Annotated in this window: 14 protein-coding genes and 1 pseudogene; 3 read left to right on the top strand and 12 right to left on the bottom strand. The window is 57.5% G+C overall.

All coding sequences use genetic code 11. The features are described 5' to 3' along the window. Window positions 1-28: 28 nt before the first annotated feature. Window positions 29-1924, bottom strand: a complete 1896-nt coding sequence (gene dnaG / locus ACJAXR_RS03460) for a DNA primase (protein WP_415056829.1) — start codon at window positions 1922-1924, stop codon at window positions 29-31. 242 nt (window positions 1925-2166) lie between these two features. Continuing rightward, entirely contained in the window at window positions 2167-2382 is a 216-nt protein-coding gene (gene rpsU / locus ACJAXR_RS03455) for a 30S ribosomal protein S21 (RefSeq protein ID WP_022961595.1), read from the bottom strand. 225 nt (window positions 2383-2607) lie between these two features. Here rpsU and tsaD point away from each other — a divergent pair, with 225 nt between their 5' ends. Further along, window positions 2608-3639, top strand: a complete 1032-nt coding sequence (gene tsaD, locus ACJAXR_RS03450) for a tRNA (adenosine(37)-N6)-threonylcarbamoyltransferase complex transferase subunit TsaD (protein WP_415056828.1) — start codon at window positions 2608-2610, stop codon at window positions 3637-3639. Here the strand turns inward: tsaD and plsY are convergent. Further along, on the bottom strand, window positions 3629-4213 hold the full coding sequence (plsY, locus tag ACJAXR_RS03445) for a glycerol-3-phosphate 1-O-acyltransferase PlsY (RefSeq protein WP_415056827.1): 585 nt from the start codon (window positions 4211-4213) through the stop codon (window positions 3629-3631). The genes tsaD and plsY overlap by 11 nt on opposite strands. 49 nt (window positions 4214-4262) lie before the next feature. Here plsY and folB point away from each other — a divergent pair, with 49 nt between their 5' ends. Further along, window positions 4263-4625: a dihydroneopterin aldolase gene (folB, locus tag ACJAXR_RS03440; RefSeq protein ID WP_415056826.1), complete on the top strand. Its 363-nt coding sequence runs from the start codon at window positions 4263-4265 to the stop codon at window positions 4623-4625. Beyond that, window positions 4622-5170, top strand: a complete 549-nt coding sequence (gene folK / locus ACJAXR_RS03435) for a 2-amino-4-hydroxy-6-hydroxymethyldihydropteridine diphosphokinase (RefSeq protein WP_415056825.1) — start codon at window positions 4622-4624, stop codon at window positions 5168-5170. The genes folB and folK overlap by 4 nt, the downstream gene beginning before the upstream one ends. 13 nt (window positions 5171-5183) lie before the next feature. On the opposite strand, the gene ACJAXR_RS03430 is transcribed toward folK, so the two are convergent. From ACJAXR_RS03430 to ACJAXR_RS03390, 9 genes and pseudogenes are all read right to left on the bottom strand, one after another. Then, window positions 5184-6428: a multifunctional CCA addition/repair protein gene (locus ACJAXR_RS03430; protein ID WP_415056824.1), complete on the bottom strand. Its 1245-nt coding sequence runs from the start codon at window positions 6426-6428 to the stop codon at window positions 5184-5186. 41 nt (window positions 6429-6469) lie between these two features. Continuing rightward, window positions 6470-6942 (bottom strand): annotated as a pseudogene (locus tag ACJAXR_RS03425) (SpoVR family protein); the annotation flags it as partial. A gap of 181 nt (window positions 6943-7123) precedes the next feature. Next, complete coding sequence (gene glpE, locus ACJAXR_RS03420; RefSeq protein ID WP_415056823.1) at window positions 7124-7456, bottom strand: thiosulfate sulfurtransferase GlpE; 333 nt, start codon at window positions 7454-7456, stop codon at window positions 7124-7126. 3 nt (window positions 7457-7459) lie between these two features. Next, window positions 7460-8272: a symmetrical bis(5'-nucleosyl)-tetraphosphatase gene (locus tag ACJAXR_RS03415; RefSeq protein WP_415056822.1), complete on the bottom strand. Its 813-nt coding sequence runs from the start codon at window positions 8270-8272 to the stop codon at window positions 7460-7462. Between the two features lie 30 nt (window positions 8273-8302). Then, window positions 8303-8686 (bottom strand): Co2+/Mg2+ efflux protein ApaG, encoded by a 384-nt coding sequence (gene apaG, locus ACJAXR_RS03410; protein WP_415056821.1) that lies wholly within the window; start codon window positions 8684-8686, stop codon window positions 8303-8305. Beyond that, complete coding sequence (gene rsmA / locus ACJAXR_RS03405) at window positions 8683-9498, bottom strand: 16S rRNA (adenine(1518)-N(6)/adenine(1519)-N(6))-dimethyltransferase RsmA (RefSeq protein WP_415056820.1); 816 nt, start codon at window positions 9496-9498, stop codon at window positions 8683-8685. The genes apaG and rsmA overlap by 4 nt, the downstream gene beginning before the upstream one ends. Continuing rightward, window positions 9495-10490, bottom strand: coding sequence for a 4-hydroxythreonine-4-phosphate dehydrogenase PdxA (pdxA, locus tag ACJAXR_RS03400; RefSeq protein ID WP_415056979.1), 996 nt, complete (start codon window positions 10488-10490; stop codon window positions 9495-9497). The genes rsmA and pdxA overlap by 4 nt, the downstream gene beginning before the upstream one ends. After that, on the bottom strand, window positions 10487-11776 hold the full coding sequence (locus ACJAXR_RS03395; RefSeq protein WP_415056819.1) for a peptidylprolyl isomerase: 1290 nt from the start codon (window positions 11774-11776) through the stop codon (window positions 10487-10489). The genes pdxA and ACJAXR_RS03395 overlap by 4 nt, the downstream gene beginning before the upstream one ends. Beyond that, window positions 11766-14459, bottom strand: coding sequence for an LPS-assembly protein LptD (locus ACJAXR_RS03390; RefSeq protein ID WP_415056818.1), 2694 nt, complete (start codon window positions 14457-14459; stop codon window positions 11766-11768). Before ACJAXR_RS03390 ends, ACJAXR_RS03395 begins: the two co-directional genes overlap by 11 nt. Window positions 14460-14571: the final 112 nt, after the last annotated feature.

The following is a 14571-nucleotide window of genomic DNA, read 5'->3' as shown; positions in this document are numbered from 1 at the left end:
TAGCTGCAAAGCCAGTTGAGGACCCGGCTTACTTGTCGTCGATGTGCGTGGAGCTCCGCGTCAGTAGCTCGCGCAGTTCCTGCTTTTCCTCGGTCGTGAGCGGTATTTGCGCCGATTGGTCGAGGAGTTTCTGAATGCGTCTATCTGTTTGTTGTGACACTAGACTGTTAATGGTGTCGAAAAACTGTTGTTCAAGGTTTGCACTGGGAATATTAAGCAGCCATTCCTTCTCAGCGAGTTGGCCGAGCTGGCTGCCCATCTCGGTGCCGTGCCAGCGCGCCAGCAGTTGAACAGTACTGAGTGTAGGTGTTTTCTGCAGGGCATCAATTAACGCCACCAATAATTGCGCCTGTTCGCTCTCTTCGTTCGCGAACTCGTTGGCTTCTTTTACCAGTCCAGCAAGTTGGGGGTGGTGCAGTAGTGTGCGAGCGGCATTCAGCAGAGGGCTTTCCACGCCGCTGCGCTCTGCGCTGCGTTTGCGCTGGTTGCGAGGCCCGGTTGCGCTCTGTCTTGGCGACGGCTGGCGTGATGGTGGGGCGTATTCCGGGATGTAGTATTCGCTGTCATCGCGCTCGCCCATCATGTTGTCGGGCATATACTCGTCATTGTCGACGGATGCGGCCTGCTTGGGTACGCTCTCCAGATCCATGCCGGTCAATTTTTCCAGCTGTTGACGCAACAGGCGGCGCAGCATGCTCCCCGGGATCTGTTCGATCAAGGGTAGTGCAAGCGTCGCCAGGTGCGCCTTACCTTCCAGGCTGTCCGGGCTGGCTTCTTCGGCCAGGTGGCGGAACAGATAATCGGTCAGTGGCTGTGCTTGTTGCACCATGCGTGCGCGGAATGCGTCCTGGCCCTCGCTGCGTATAAGCGAGTCGGGGTCCTGCCCCTCGGGCAGAAACATGAAACGTACATGGCGCCCGTCTTCCATTACTGGCAAGCAGGCATTCAGCGCGCGCCAAGCCGCCTGGACGCCTGCGCGGTCTCCGTCGAAACAGAATACGATCGAGTTGACGATGCGAAACAGCCGTTTGAGGTGATCTTCACTGGTGGTAGTACCCAGCGTGGCAACCGCATTTGTAACGCCATGTTGGGCCAGGGCGATCACATCCATGTAACCCTCTACCACCAGAACGTCGTTCAGTTGTCTATTCTGCTGGCGCGCTTCGTAAAGTCCATAGAGTTCGCGGCCCTTGTGATAGACGGGGGTCTCTGGGCTGTTCAGGTACTTGGGTTTGTCGTCTCCCAGCACCCGTCCGCCAAATCCGAGAGTGCGGCCCCGGCTGTCGCGAATCGGGAAAATGATCCGGTCACGAAATCGGTCGTAACGCTTGCCGCTGTCGGGATTTTCCACCACCAGACCCGCTTCGATCAGGGCTTTGACCTCGGTGGAGTCGGTGGTCAGATGCCCCATCAGGTTATCCCAGCCGGGCGGGGCAAAACCCACATCATACAGTTTGGCAATCTGGCCGGTCAGCCCGCGCTTTTTCAGGTAGCTGATTGCAATCTCCCGCTTCGGGTGATGGCGTAATTGCTGCCGATAAAACGCCGCAGCTTGGTCCAGAATGGCATAGAGCGGGCTGTCCTGGCGCGGCTGACGCACCTCCCTTGAGCCAGGGCGCGACTCCTCCCTGGGTACGTCAACGCCCGCTTGACGGGCAAGCTCTTCTACAGCTTGAGGAAAGTCCAGGCGCTCAAAATCCATCACGAAGCTCAGCGCATTGCCGCCCGCGCCGCAGCCAAAGCAATAATAAAACTGCTTGTCAGGGCTCACGCTGAATGAGGGAGATTTTTCGTTATGGAAAGGGCAGAGGGCGGAGAAGTTTTTCCCGGTCTTCTTTAATTTCAGGCGCGAGCCGACTACCTCAAGGATGTCAGTCCGGCCGAGGAGGTCATCAATGAAGCCTTGGGGAATCATTCCGGCCATCAGAACTGCCTTGCGAAGTCGTCGGGTCAGCAGTTCTGGCGTATGCCAGACAGCCAGCGCCCGCGTCAGCTAGAGCACTAAATGAGTGCGTCTTGCAACACAACGCAAAAATCCAGCCACTTCCCTGTAATTCGGAAGGCCGGACAATTGCGTAACTCAGATTATTTCGATCCGCCTAAATCAAACCGCTCACGCGGCGACGTTCCGAGCCTGTCTGGATCCGTTGGGGGATCATCTGAATCTTAGTACAGGCGTACGTGACGACGCTGTTCGCGTTGCAATTTCTTCGCGTGACGCTTGACTGCAGCGGCAGCTTTACGCTTTCGCTCAGTAGTAGGCTTCTCGTAGAACTCGCGGCGGCGGACTTCGGCTAGCACACCCGCTTTCTCGCATGAGCGCTTGAAACGGCGCAAAGCGACGTCGAAGGGTTCGTTCTCTTTTAATTTGACGGCAGGCATTTCGTACCTTTTCTCAAAGTTTTACTGTGAGTCATGCCCCCGGCCGTGGCCAGAAGCGATTGCATTTCAAGGGGAGCGGATGTTAACCCCAATAAATGGGAAATGCAAAACAAGATTGGATGAACATAGCTCAGGACCGATTAGGTCCCGGAAAAACTGGCCCGTAAGCGGCCAGAAGATTATCATACGTTGCCAATCCAACCGCTAATTAACAGCAAAGGTCCTATGCGTGTTCTAGGTATCGAAACCTCCTGTGATGAAACCGGCATCGCCTTGTATGACAGCGAGCGAGGCTTGTTGGCTGACGCGCTGTTCAGTCAGATCGATTTACACCGTGTGTATGGCGGTGTAGTGCCTGAGCTGGCGTCGCGCGATCATGTCAAACGCCTGATTCCGCTGATACGGGAAGTGTTTGCCAGCGCCGGTGTGGCCGAGGGTGACGTTGATGGAGTGGTCTATACCGCGGGGCCAGGGCTGGTGGGCGCACTGCTGGTGGGTGGTGCCTGCGCCCGCGCACTGGCATTCGCCTGGGGCGTACCTGCGCTGGGTGTGCATCATATGGAAGGCCACCTGCTAGCGCCTATGCTGGAGGAGAACCCTCCGGCGTTTCCATTTGTTGCCCTGCTGGTATCTGGCGGTCATACACAATTGGTGCGTGTGGACGGCATCGGTCAATATGAGATGCTTGGCGAGTCTTTGGACGATGCTGCAGGCGAAGCCTTTGACAAGACAGCCAAGCTCATGGGGCTGCCTTATCCCGGCGGACCGGAGATAGCCAGGCTGGCAGCATCTGGCGTTCCGGGACGCTTTACTCTGCCGCGGCCGATGACCGATCGGCCGGGCCTGGATTTCAGTTTCAGTGGCCTTAAGACAGCAACGCTTATTACTTGGCAGCAATGTGTCGCTAACGCCGATGACAGTGAGCAGACCCGTTGTGATGTGGCGCTGGCATTCGAGCAGGCAGTAGTGGACACCCTGACAATCAAGTGTCGCCGCGCGCTCAAGGCCACTGGATTAAAGCGCTTGGTCATTGCCGGGGGCGTTAGCGCCAACCGTCAGTTGCGCCAATCCCTAGAAAAAATGGCCAGTGGACTCAAGGGCGAGCTGTTCTATGCGCGGCCGGCCTTCTGTACGGATAACGGCGCGATGATCGCCTATGCAGGGTGTCAGAGGCTGATGGCTGGACAGCATGATCAGGCTGGCATTGAAGCCCGTGCACGCTGGCCGATGGAAGAGTTGCCGCCGCTCACCGCTTAAAATGGTTTTCGCTCCCATCCAGTAACCGGCCGATATTGACTCGGTGACGTAGCAGAATAAGCGCGATCATAAGGCCACAGGGTATCAATAATTCCGGCCGCTGCCAGGCAAACCATGGCAGCAGGCCCGTGCAGGCGGCCATTGACGCTAGTGAGGCTATACGGCGCCAGGCAAAGACGCTCAGCCAAAGTAGAACGGCGATCAGCGCCATCGGCCATGACAACATCAGAAGCACGCCGGCAGCGGTTGCGACACCCTTGCCGCCCTGCAGACGATGGTATGCCGGCAGTATATGACCGCATACGGCAGCCAAGCCGATCCAGCCTAATGCTGCCGGATCAGGATTCCAGAAGCCGGCGATCCAGACTGCCAGCGCACCCTTGCCCAGGTCGCCGAGCAGGGTCGTCAATGCAAGTGAACGGCCGCCCAGGCGCAGCATGTTGCTTGCACCGGGGTTGCCAGAGCCGAAGCTGCGTGGGTCGGGCAATTTGCCTTGCTTGCTAAGCACGACGGCAAACGATATCGACCCAATCAGGTAAGCTGCGCACAGTAATAAAAAAAATTCGATAGACATGGCCTGCGCCGTGGGCAAAATCCGATTGTAGTCGACAGTGGAGTTTCGTGTGGATCAGGTATTTATCCGGGGATTGGCGGTCGAGGCTGTTATTGGCGTCTATGACTGGGAACGCAGCATTTTCCAGCCGCTGGTGCTCGACCTTGAGATGGGTTGGGACATACGTGCGGCGGCGGCCGGGGATGATCTGAGTGCGACTCTGGATTACGCCGCGGTGAGCCGCACGGTGCTGGATTATGTCGCCTCCAGTCAGTTTATGCTTGTTGAAGCTTTGGCCGAACATGTGGCTGCTTTAATCATGAGCGAGTTTGCGGTGCCCTGGTTGCGCCTACGAGTGACCAAGCCTGGTGCTGTCAGTGAGGCGGCTGGTGGCGTAGGTGTGCTCATTGAACGGGGAGCGCGCAGTCTATGAGCGCGATCTTTCTGGGTATTGGCAGCAACACTGACCGGGACTTGCATCTACTGCGAGGTCTGGAAGCGCTGCAGATGCTTCTAGGTCCGCTTGACCTTTCTGCCGTATTCGAAAGCGAATCGGTTGGCGTGCTTGGACGGCGATTTTACAACATGGTCGTCGGCGCCAACACGCATTTATCTCTGGTTGACTTGAATGCCGCCCTGAAAGCAATCGAGGCCGCCTGCGGTCGCCGGGATTCACCGTCTCCCGGACGGATTACGCTGGATATCGATATCCTCAGTTACGGTAATCTGACCGGTGAGCACGCCGGCCAGATGCTGCCGCGGCCGGAAGTAGTGCGTAATGCGTTTGTGCTGTGGCCATTAGCCTTGCTTGCGCCCAACGCTGTACTGCCAGGCACTAACCAAAGCCATGCTGAGCTCTGGGCTGACTGGCAGGGCGACCAGCAGTTGTGGCCGGTGCCTTTTCAATGGAAGGGTTGTGCTCTTACCTCGCCGGCGTTACTCGAGGCGCCTCTATTGCGATCGAGGTCGGGCGGGTAGTTGGGGGCTTTACCTAGTGAGGGTTATAAGCGGTCTTGTAGTCGGCAATAGCCTTTTCCCGTTCACGCTCCAGTGCTTTTCCCAGATCGGCCCCTTCCAGTCCCAAAGCTAGCAGCGATCCGACCCCGACGCTGCGTGCCGCCTGCGCGGCGGCGCGCAAATAGACTGCTTGCGGGTAGGGCTCGTTTTCCAGGCCTGAACGACCGCGGGCATCGGCCTCGCAGGTGTCGAGAAACTGCTCGAAACGCTCCGGGCGGCGGTAGATATCAAACGTCTTGAACAGCTTTTGCAGGGTGCCGGGCTTGAGCTCCAGCGCCCGGTGACAATGGGTACGGTATTCGCAGGTCAGTAGGGCCAGTTCCTGGCAGTCGCGTGGTGCCTTGCAGCGCTGATTGACGGCTTTAACTGCGGCGAGCCCCTTGGTTTCATGGCCATGATGCTTGGGCCAGTGTGCAGGATCGGTAAGGCCTTTACCTAGGTCGTGTAGCAGGCAGGCCCATCGGGCAGTCAAGGGTAGTTGCATTCGGGCCGCGGCTTGCAGTACCAACAGAAGGTGCTCTCCGGTATCCACTTCCGGGTGGTGCGCTTTGGGCTGAGGTACACCAAACAGACGATCGACTTCGGGCATAAGCTTTGCTAGCGCCCCGCAATCACGCAGTACTCGAATGAAAATCTCGGGATTGGGTTCCATGAGTGCACGACTGATTTCTTTCCAGCTGCGCTCTGCCGTCAGCGCCTGCAGCTCGCCGCTGTCAGCCAGTTCGCGCATCAATGTCATGGTTTGCGCTGCGACGCTGAAGCCCAGCCGATGGTAGCGCGCTGCATAACGGGCGACGCGCAGGACACGCATCGGGTCTTCAACAAAGGCGGGTGATACATGACGCAGTATGCGGGCAGCAAGGTCTCGCTGACCGCCATAGGGGTCTATCAGTTGGCAGTCGGTGTCCATTGCCATCGCATTGACTGTCAGGTCGCGGCGGATGAGGTCCTGTTCTAGCGTAACGTCAGGGCTGGTATGGAAGGTAAAGCCGCCATATCCCTGGCCGCTTTTACGCTCGGTACGAGCCAGTGCATATTCTTCCCCGGTTTCAGGGTGCAGAAAGACCGGGAAGTCCTGGCCGACAGGACGAAATCCGGCATCGAGCATGGTCTGCGGCGTAGCCCCGACAACGACCCAGTCGTAATCGCTGAACGGGTGGCCGAGCAGTTGATCGCGTACTGCTCCTCCGACCAGATAGGTTTGATAAGGCGATTTCATGGCAGCCGCATACTGTGGTTGATCGGGTGCAGTGCCGGAGCTTAGATCGGTGGAATATTCAGATCGAAGCGTGGCAACTGGTCGCCTATGCTATCGGCGCGCGGTGTGATGTGCAATTCATCCACCCGTTCGTCAGCGTCCAGACTGTGCAGGTGAATATCGAAGCCCCACAGCCGATGCAGGTGACGGAGCATCTCTTCGGTGGTTTCGCCTAGAGGTCTGCCATTGTGTCGCTGATGCCGCAGGGTCAGCGATTGATCTCCACGACGATCAACTTCCCATACTTGTATGCCGGGCTCACGATTGCCCAGGTTGTATTGGGCTGCCAGATGCTCGCCCAGCCTTCATTCATGACCTGAGTCTGCCGTTGCGGGTAGAAGTACTGCGCCGCCTTGCGCACAATGCGCACGACTTCGCGCTGCAGATGCTCTTCACGCTCATGCTGGCGCTCCTCTTCTGCTGAGATCGGATAAGGACGCTTGTAGCGGTCGACGCCATAATTCATCAAGGCATGGTCGGGGAGTCTGTCGAATCGGCTACCTGACGGAGTGGATGCCAGGTAGGATCCGGCAGGCTCCCGTTTTTACGGAAGCCGGCAGACCGATTTTGCATTAATGATTGCCTATTTCACACAATAGTTGGTTTGCTCGTCGCTGGCATCGGCAATTGGAAGAAATTGTAAGGGCCTCTGAATATCAGGTCTGTGGGGTGGGTTGGGCGATCTTGTCCGGGTATTGCTGTTGCCAGAGAGCATATCCTCCATCCAGGCTATAAACTCGGGCGAAGCCTAGATCGGCAAAATAGGCAGCTGCCTGTTGGCTGGAATTGCCATGGTAGCAGCAGACGATCAGTGCTTGCTCGCGATCAGCCGCAGTCACGAAGTCGGGCAGACTGTTGTTATCCAGATGCAACGCGCCGGTAATGTGCCCGCCGGCAAAGCTGTGCGGGTCGCGGATGTCTACTACCGCTGCACCCTGCTCAAGTAATTGCCGGGCGGGCTCCAGGCCGATACGTTCGAATTCGCTCATTATTCAGTCTCCGCATTCACAGTGGTGTCGCTCACCGGTCTCGATGTTCATTAACGTCATGCAATTGCCCCATACGCAACCGCTATCCAGAGCATGCACACCGTCGGCGTCGCTCTTGCCCTCCAGCGCCGCCCAGTGACCGAATATAACCTGGATTTCGGCGTTGCGCCGGGGGTATCTGAACCAGGGAGCGAAGCCCTTTGGTGCGGTATCCTGGCCATCTTTGGATTTCAGATCGAGAGTGCCATCGGCCTTGCAAAAGCGCATTCGTGTGAGGTAATTGGTAATGGTGCGCAGGCGTTCGATCCCGGTCAGTGAGTCCGACCAACGGTCAGGTTGATTGCCATACATATGATCAAAAAACTCGCCCGAAAGAGTCTCCGAACGTAATACATCCTCGACTTCTGCCGCATATCCCAATGCTTGTGCAACGCTCCAGATGGGTGGAATGCCGGCGTGGCTCATGAAAAACCCATGGGCGATATCCAGGTGTGCCAGCGGGCGTTGGCGCAAATTTCCAAGTAGCTGTACCCGATCGTCCGCCTTCAGAATAGACAGCAGTGTGTCGGATTTGCGCAGCCGGGTAGCGTCCTGAGCAGCTGCCAGAAGATGCAGGTCGTGATTGCCCAATACGGCGATACACGCGCCACCCAGACTATCGATAAAGCGAAGCGTCTGGAGTGAATCAGGGCCTCGATTAACCAGATCGCCCACCGACCAAAGGGTGTCGCGCGATGGATTGAAACCAACGGTCTCGAGCAGAGACTTGAGTGGTGCTAGGCAACCCTGTAGGTCGCCGACAGCGTAGGTTGTCATCTCTTTGGCCTGTATCTTACGGAGATTATGTCAGTTCAACGCGTTGGGCTTGGCCAGCCTGAACAGGATGATAGGCGCCTGAAAACTATGGCCGTCCGAAGCGCGCATACCATAGCTACCCTCCATCGTGCCCACGGGTGTCTCCAGCAAGCAGCCGCTGCTGTAAGTGTAGGTTGCGCCAGGCTCGATCAGGGGCTGTTCGCCAATAACGCCAGGGCCCTTGACCTCCTGTACTTTTCCGTTGCCATCGATAATCTTCCAGTATCGGTCCAGCAGTTGTGCCGCAATATCCCCACTGTTGCGAATACGAATAGTGTAGGCGAAGGCGTAACGTCCAGCATCCGGATCGGACTGCTCGCTGAGATAGCGCGTGTCTACTGCTATTGCGATGGAGTAGATCGAGGCGTTGTTCATAAGTTGTCGGCTTCGCTGGCCTGGCGTGTCAGGCGATTGGCTAGACGCACAAAGCCGGCCAGATCGACCTGCTCCGGGCGTAAGGTCGGGTCAAGGCCTTCGGCTGCAATGCATCCCTCGCTCAGTAGCGGCTTGAGGGTATTACGCAGGGTCTTGCGCCGCTGGTTGAATGCTTCCCGTACCACTAGCTCAAGCATGGCTGGATCATCTGCTGGATGCGGTAGCTGGGCATGGGGCGTCAGTCGGACAATGGCGGAGTCCACCTTGGGTGCCGGCTTGAACGCGCCGGGGCCCACATCAAATAGATGCTCAACGCGACAGTGATACTGCACCATGATGCCCAGGCGTCCGTAATGATTCATGCCCGCGCCGGCTGCCAGCCGCTGGACCACTTCTTTTTGCAACATAAAGTGCATGTCGGCAATGCAGTCGGCCTGTTTGAGCAGGTGGAACATCAGGGGTGTCGAGATATTGTAGGGCAGATTACCCACTATCCTGAGTTTCTCACCTGGCTGAGCCAGTTGACTGAAATCAAACTTCAGCGCGTCACCTTTGTGTAGCTGGAAGGTGGGATTCGCGCCAAAGCGGGCAAGTAGCAAGGGATGCAGGTCGTGGTCCAGCTCGACCACGTCGAGTTTAGCACCGCTGCCCAGCAGGCCTTCAGTGATCGCGCCCTGACCAGGCCCAATCTCTACCAGATGTTGCCCCTCGCGAGGGGCGACGGCGCGGAGAATATTGTTAATCACGCCAGGATCGTGCAGGAAGTTCTGACCAAAACGCTTACGTGCGCGATGGGGTGCAAAGTCGCTCATGTACGGCCTCTTGCGTCGATCATGCTGATGGCGGTCGCCATGGCCACTTTCAGGCTGCTGGCGTCGGCAGTGCCGCTGCCAGCAAGGTCCAGAGCGGTACCATGGTCAACCGAGGTGCGAATAATGGGCATGCCTAGGGTAATATTTACCGCGTTGCCGAAGCCCATGTGCTTGAGCACTGGCAGGCCTTGATCGTGATACATGGCAAGTACTGCATCGGCATCGGCTAGGTGCTTGGGGGTAAACAGGGTGTCTGCCGGCAAAGGCCCTTCCAAATGCATGCCCTGGGCGCGTAAGCGCTCCAGCACGGGAATGATGATGTCTATTTCCTCTCGGCCCATATGCCCGCCCTCGCCAGCGTGCGGGTTGAGCCCACACACCAGTATTCGCGGAGCCTTGATGCCAAACTTGGTTTGCAAATCAGCATGCAGGATATGCAACACCCGTTCGAGTAAAGGCTGGTCGATGGCATCCGCTACCGCGCGCAGTGGCAGATGGGTGGTAGCCAGAGCGACGCGCAGGCCCGCACAGGCGAGCATCATGACTACCTGACTGCTGCCCGTTAGTTCGGCGAAGAATTCAGTGTGGCCTGAAAAAGTGACGCCGGCGTCGTTGATTACGCCCTTGTGCACGGGCGCAGTTACTACGGCAGCAAAGCGGCCATCCAGACAACCACGTCCCGCCAGCTCGAGTGTGCGCAGTACATAGGCTGCATTGGCCGGGTTGAGTGCGCCGGGTTGAGATACTTCAGCCATTCTGGTGGGCAATATGCTCAGCTGTCCTGCCGCCTGAGGGCGGGGCGGGGCAAGCGGATCAAAGGGTACGAGCTCAATATCCAAACCGAGTAGGTGCGCCCGCGCTGCCATCATCTCGGGGTCGGCAATCACTACACGCTCATGGATGCAGGCTTCTTGGGCCAGCATCAGACAAAGTTCGGGGCCGATACCCGCTGGCTCGCCAGCGGTCAGGGCGATCGCTCGGCAAGTCACTATATGAGGACCTCGACGTAGGCTTCGTCGCGGATTTCCAGCAGCCAGGTCTGTAGTTCCGCTTCATACCGGCGATTCTGCAGCAGATTGACCGCCTGTTGCTTGCGCATGTCATCGGTCATGTCAACGCTGCGTTTACCTTCTACCTGCAGGATATGCCAGCCGAACTGGGACTCAAACGGACGGGAAACCTGTCCTGGCTCAATGCTGGTCATGACCTCGCGGAACTCGACTACCATTGATTCGGGTGTCACCCAGTCGAGGGAGCCGCCATTGAGAGCCGAGCCGGGGTCTTCGGAAAAGCCACGGGCCAGTGAGGCAAATGATTCCCCCCCCTGAATACGCTCATACAAGCGCTGGGAGAGTCGCGCGGTTTCTTCTGGACTGCGGATTTCGCTGGGCGATACCAGAATGTGGCGCACACTGAACTGATTCACCATCTGCTCTTGGGCGCCACGCTGATCTTGCAGCTGCAGAATATGGAAGCCCATTGGTGAGCGTATCGGCTGGGTAACTTCACCGGTCTTCAGCTGCGATACGGCAGCGGCAAACGGGCCGGGAATTTCACTGGCCTTGCGCCAACCCAGCTCACCACCTTCCAGTGCTGTGTCGCCGTTGGCGCGGCTGACTGCGAGCTGGGTGAAGTCAGCGCCATCGCGCAGCTCTTGATAGATCTCGCTGGCGGTTTTAGCAATGCTGAGAATTTCCAGATCGCCCGCACTCTCGGGTACCGGTAAGACAATCATGGCCAGCCGATATTCGGGCGCCGTTTGCAGCTGGCCGGCCTCTGAGTTAAGGAAGTTACGGACTTCCTGATCGCTGATCTGAATGCGTTCGGCCACGCGGCGTTGACGTACTCTGTTGATGATCATCTCGCGGCGAATCTGATCTCGCGCCTGGTCGTAGCTGATGCCATCGCGTTCCAGCGCTGCGCGAAACTCCTCAAGTGAGACGTTATTACGCTGGGCCAGCTGCTGCATGGTTTGATTCAAGCTGGCGTCGTCGATTCGAATGCCGGCGCGCTCGCCCATCTGCAGTTGGATACTTTCCAGTACCAGTCGATCGATAACCTGTTCACGCAGCACAGCTTCTGGAGGCAACTGGGCGCCACCTTCCTCTAGTTGGACGCGAACTGCGTTCATGCGCTCAGTCACCTGACTGACCATCACCACGTCGTTATCGACGATGGCTGCCACGCGATCAAGTGGAACGACCTCGGCATTGACTGCGCTGCTCAACACGAGACTCGCGCACAAGCCCAGGATTGCTGGATATAACTTAGAAACCATTGTTATCACGCTCTCTGTAACCAGGGATGCCTTCATCAAGAAGACTTTCAACACGGTTGCCTGTGACGCTGCCCAGTCCCTTGAGTACGATCTGCAGGAATATGCCGGTATTTGCGGTGTCACGGGCGACCGACTCGCGTTCGTTGTAATCAAGCCAGTAGCGATTAATGAAACGCACCTTCCAACAACAGCTGTCGTATTCAAGACCGCCAAAGGCTTCCAGTGTCCTGTCGTCGGCAAAATCATGTTGCCAGCGTCCAATTACGCTCCATTGCGGATTCAACGGCCACATGAATGACATGTCGGATTGATCGATGCGTTGATCCAGGTCGCTCAGGAAGTTTCCGGTAAGGGAGTCAAAGGTGTTGATGCGGTTACGGTATCGATACCCCGCATTGAATATCTGGCCTCCCCCGGGCTGGTAATTGGCGATCAGGCTGCCGGCACCGTTGGTACTGTTGTCCGGATCCCAGAGCACGTTGCCGCGTACTCGCCATGCTTGATTGATGCGGTACATGGCTTCTGCAGCGTATGCGGAGGAGGAGTCTGTTTCATCTGCTGCCGACGTGCCTTGATTATCGAGTAGTTGAACACGACGATCGGCAAAATAAAAGACCTGACCCAGGCTCGCACGGGCGCGCTCAAGGCCGTTGGCTTCGAGCGTTCGGCTGGTAACACCGATAGCCAGTTGGTCTGCATCCGCTGTACGGTCATTACCGCTGAAGCGGTCATCACGGAACAGCGAGTTATAGCTGAAGGTGTTGCCGTTGGTATCAAATAGCGGCTGATCGCTCTGATTCTCATTGGGCGCGTAGAGATAGTAAGCTCGAGGCTCAAGAGTCTGACGCATGCTTTTGCCGAACCAGTTGGTGTTGCGGTCAAAGTACAATCCAGCGTCCAGGCTGGCGACAGGGATGGTACTCGACGGATTGGTGTTGGCGTTGTCGTAATCAAAGGGGTCGGCGGCACGAGCGTCAAAGTCTAGATCATAATAGACCGATTGAATGCGGGCCGCTGGCGTGACAAATGCCCAGCTGTTACGCCATGGGTAACTGATTTCCGGGCTCAGGCTGATGCGGTGCCCAGTGGCGCGCTGCAGCCCTACCAAGTTTTCGTCGGGCTCGGCAAAGGAGAGACCGTCATCGCCGGTGATCGTGCCTCTCTCCAAGTCACGATCGAAATAAGCATACTCTGCACGATAATCGAGTTTGAACCCTGAATCTGCCAGATAGTTGCTGCCGTCCAATCTCAGCTGCGGCAGACGCTGGTAGGGGGTGAGCGATGCGATAGTGGCCAGCTCATAGGCATGTAGAGTGCCACTTAAGCTCCAGCTGTTGCCGCGATAGGTTATAGCCGCGCGCTGATTTACGAAGGTGCCACTTCGCGTATCGAGGGAGCTGTTTAGGTCCTGAAAAAAGAACGGATCACTGATGTTGGTGTAGTCGACTTCAGTGACGATCCTGCTGGCCAGACCGCCTTTGTGGTTCAGGCCGTAAAGCCAGCGATTTTCGTCGTACTCGCGATCGTCGAGGACGCTGGCGCTGAACACCGTGAGCTCGTCGGGACGCATGTAGCGCAGGTCGCCTTCCATTTGCAAGCCACGGCGCGACATCAGGCGTGGATACAAAGTGGCGTCGTAATTGGGCGCCAGGTTGAAATAGTAAGGGGTGACCAGTTCGGTGCCATTGTCCGTCGAATTGCTTATGCTGGGGGCGAGCAAGCCGGTCTGTCGCCGGTCGTCCAGCGGGAAATAGAGGTAGGGTGTGTAAAACACGGGGACGTCCTTGACTCTCAGCGTCACGTGCTTAGCTTCACCCCAGCCTTTCTCGCGGTCCAGTTCAATGTCGTCGCTGTGCAGTGCCCAGGTGTTCTCTCCGGGCTCACAGGTGGTATAGGTGCCTTCGGTGAGTACGATTACGGCGTCATCGCGGCGTATCAATTTGCTCGCGGTGCCACGCGCGCTGGCATCGTGCACTACATAACTTACCTGATCGATTCGGGCCTCGCCGCTGTCGATCTGCATGCTGGCTTTCTCGCCGGTAACCAGTACGCCCTGATCGCGCAGGCGCACGTTGCCATCAAGAAGAATCTGATTGTTCGGTTGGTCGAAGCTGGCTCGATTGGATTGCGCCTGCAGGCGGCCCTGACTCAGGAGCACATCGCCCTCTAGCGTGCCCGTCTGAGTACCCTGTTCGAAACGACTGGAATCGGCGCTGGCGTAAACCGGCAGCTGATCGAATGGGGTTGCATCATCGCGGCCTGCCCGTGGAGGTTCTACGTACATTCCGCTGCAGTATGGAGCAATCTGGGCGCGTTGAGCGTCGCTTAGCTGATCACGCGACACCCAGTCCATCTCGGTTATCGGCAGCGCAGTGGCGCGTAATGCGAGCTCTCCGGGTGCCGCCACAATAGCGTCCCCGGATCGCGGGTTTGCCGCCCTTGACTCCGGCGCATCCGAAAGGCGTTCCTGTTTCGGCGCCACTAGGGTGGCAGCGGGTCTGGCCGGTCGTGGTGGCAGGTTGGCCGGTGCAGAAACGGGTTCGCAGCTCCAGCTGCCCCCGTCGGCACTCGGGCTGCAGTCTACCTGGGTGCTGGCCAGGCTGGTCAGCGGCTGGGCAAACAGGAGGCCGCTGACCAGCAGCAGTGGGAAAGCGGGACGATACGGAGGAATTCGGTTTGCCATGTTGTAGTTATCCAGGCTTCCAGTCGGTTGTAGCGCGCAACAGCTTGTGCGAGATGAATGCAATATGCATGCTGCGTGTATCCAGCAAGATGAGGGATAATAAAGCATTGTA

The organism is Halopseudomonas sp. (assembly GCF_047631575.1).
GTDB lineage: Bacteria > Pseudomonadota > Gammaproteobacteria > Pseudomonadales > Pseudomonadaceae > Halopseudomonas.
Note: the sequence above shows the minus strand (reverse complement) of the source record. Positions and strands in the feature narration are given on the sequence as shown.

Excerpts from the sequence above, each read along its gene's own strand:
- plsY (WP_415056827.1), bottom strand. The coding sequence starts at position 4,213 with ATGTCTATCGAATTTTTTTTATTACTGTGCGCAGCTTACCTGATTGGG.
- tsaD (WP_415056828.1), top strand. The coding sequence starts at position 2,608 with ATGCGTGTTCTAGGTATCGAAACCTCCTGTGATGAAACCGGCATCGCC.
- ACJAXR_RS03430 (WP_415056824.1), bottom strand. The coding sequence starts at position 6,428 with ATGAAATCGCCTTATCAAACCTATCTGGTCGGAGGAGCAGTACGCGAT.
- glpE (WP_415056823.1), bottom strand. The coding sequence starts at position 7,456 with ATGAGCGAATTCGAACGTATCGGCCTGGAGCCCGCCCGGCAATTACTT.
- apaG (WP_415056821.1), bottom strand. The coding sequence starts at position 8,686 with ATGAACAACGCCTCGATCTACTCCATCGCAATAGCAGTAGACACGCGC.
- folK (WP_415056825.1), top strand. The coding sequence starts at position 4,622 with ATGAGCGCGATCTTTCTGGGTATTGGCAGCAACACTGACCGGGACTTG.
- ACJAXR_RS03390 (WP_415056818.1), bottom strand. The coding sequence starts at position 14,459 with ATGGCAAACCGAATTCCTCCGTATCGTCCCGCTTTCCCACTGCTGCTG.
- rpsU (WP_022961595.1), bottom strand. The coding sequence starts at position 2,382 with ATGCCTGCCGTCAAATTAAAAGAGAACGAACCCTTCGACGTCGCTTTG.
- ACJAXR_RS03415 (WP_415056822.1), bottom strand. The coding sequence starts at position 8,272 with ATGACAACCTACGCTGTCGGCGACCTACAGGGTTGCCTAGCACCACTC.
- dnaG (WP_415056829.1), bottom strand. The coding sequence starts at position 1,924 with ATGGCCGGAATGATTCCCCAAGGCTTCATTGATGACCTCCTCGGCCGG.
- rsmA (WP_415056820.1), bottom strand. The coding sequence starts at position 9,498 with ATGAGCGACTTTGCACCCCATCGCGCACGTAAGCGTTTTGGTCAGAAC.
- ACJAXR_RS03395 (WP_415056819.1), bottom strand. The coding sequence starts at position 11,776 with ATGGTTTCTAAGTTATATCCAGCAATCCTGGGCTTGTGCGCGAGTCTC.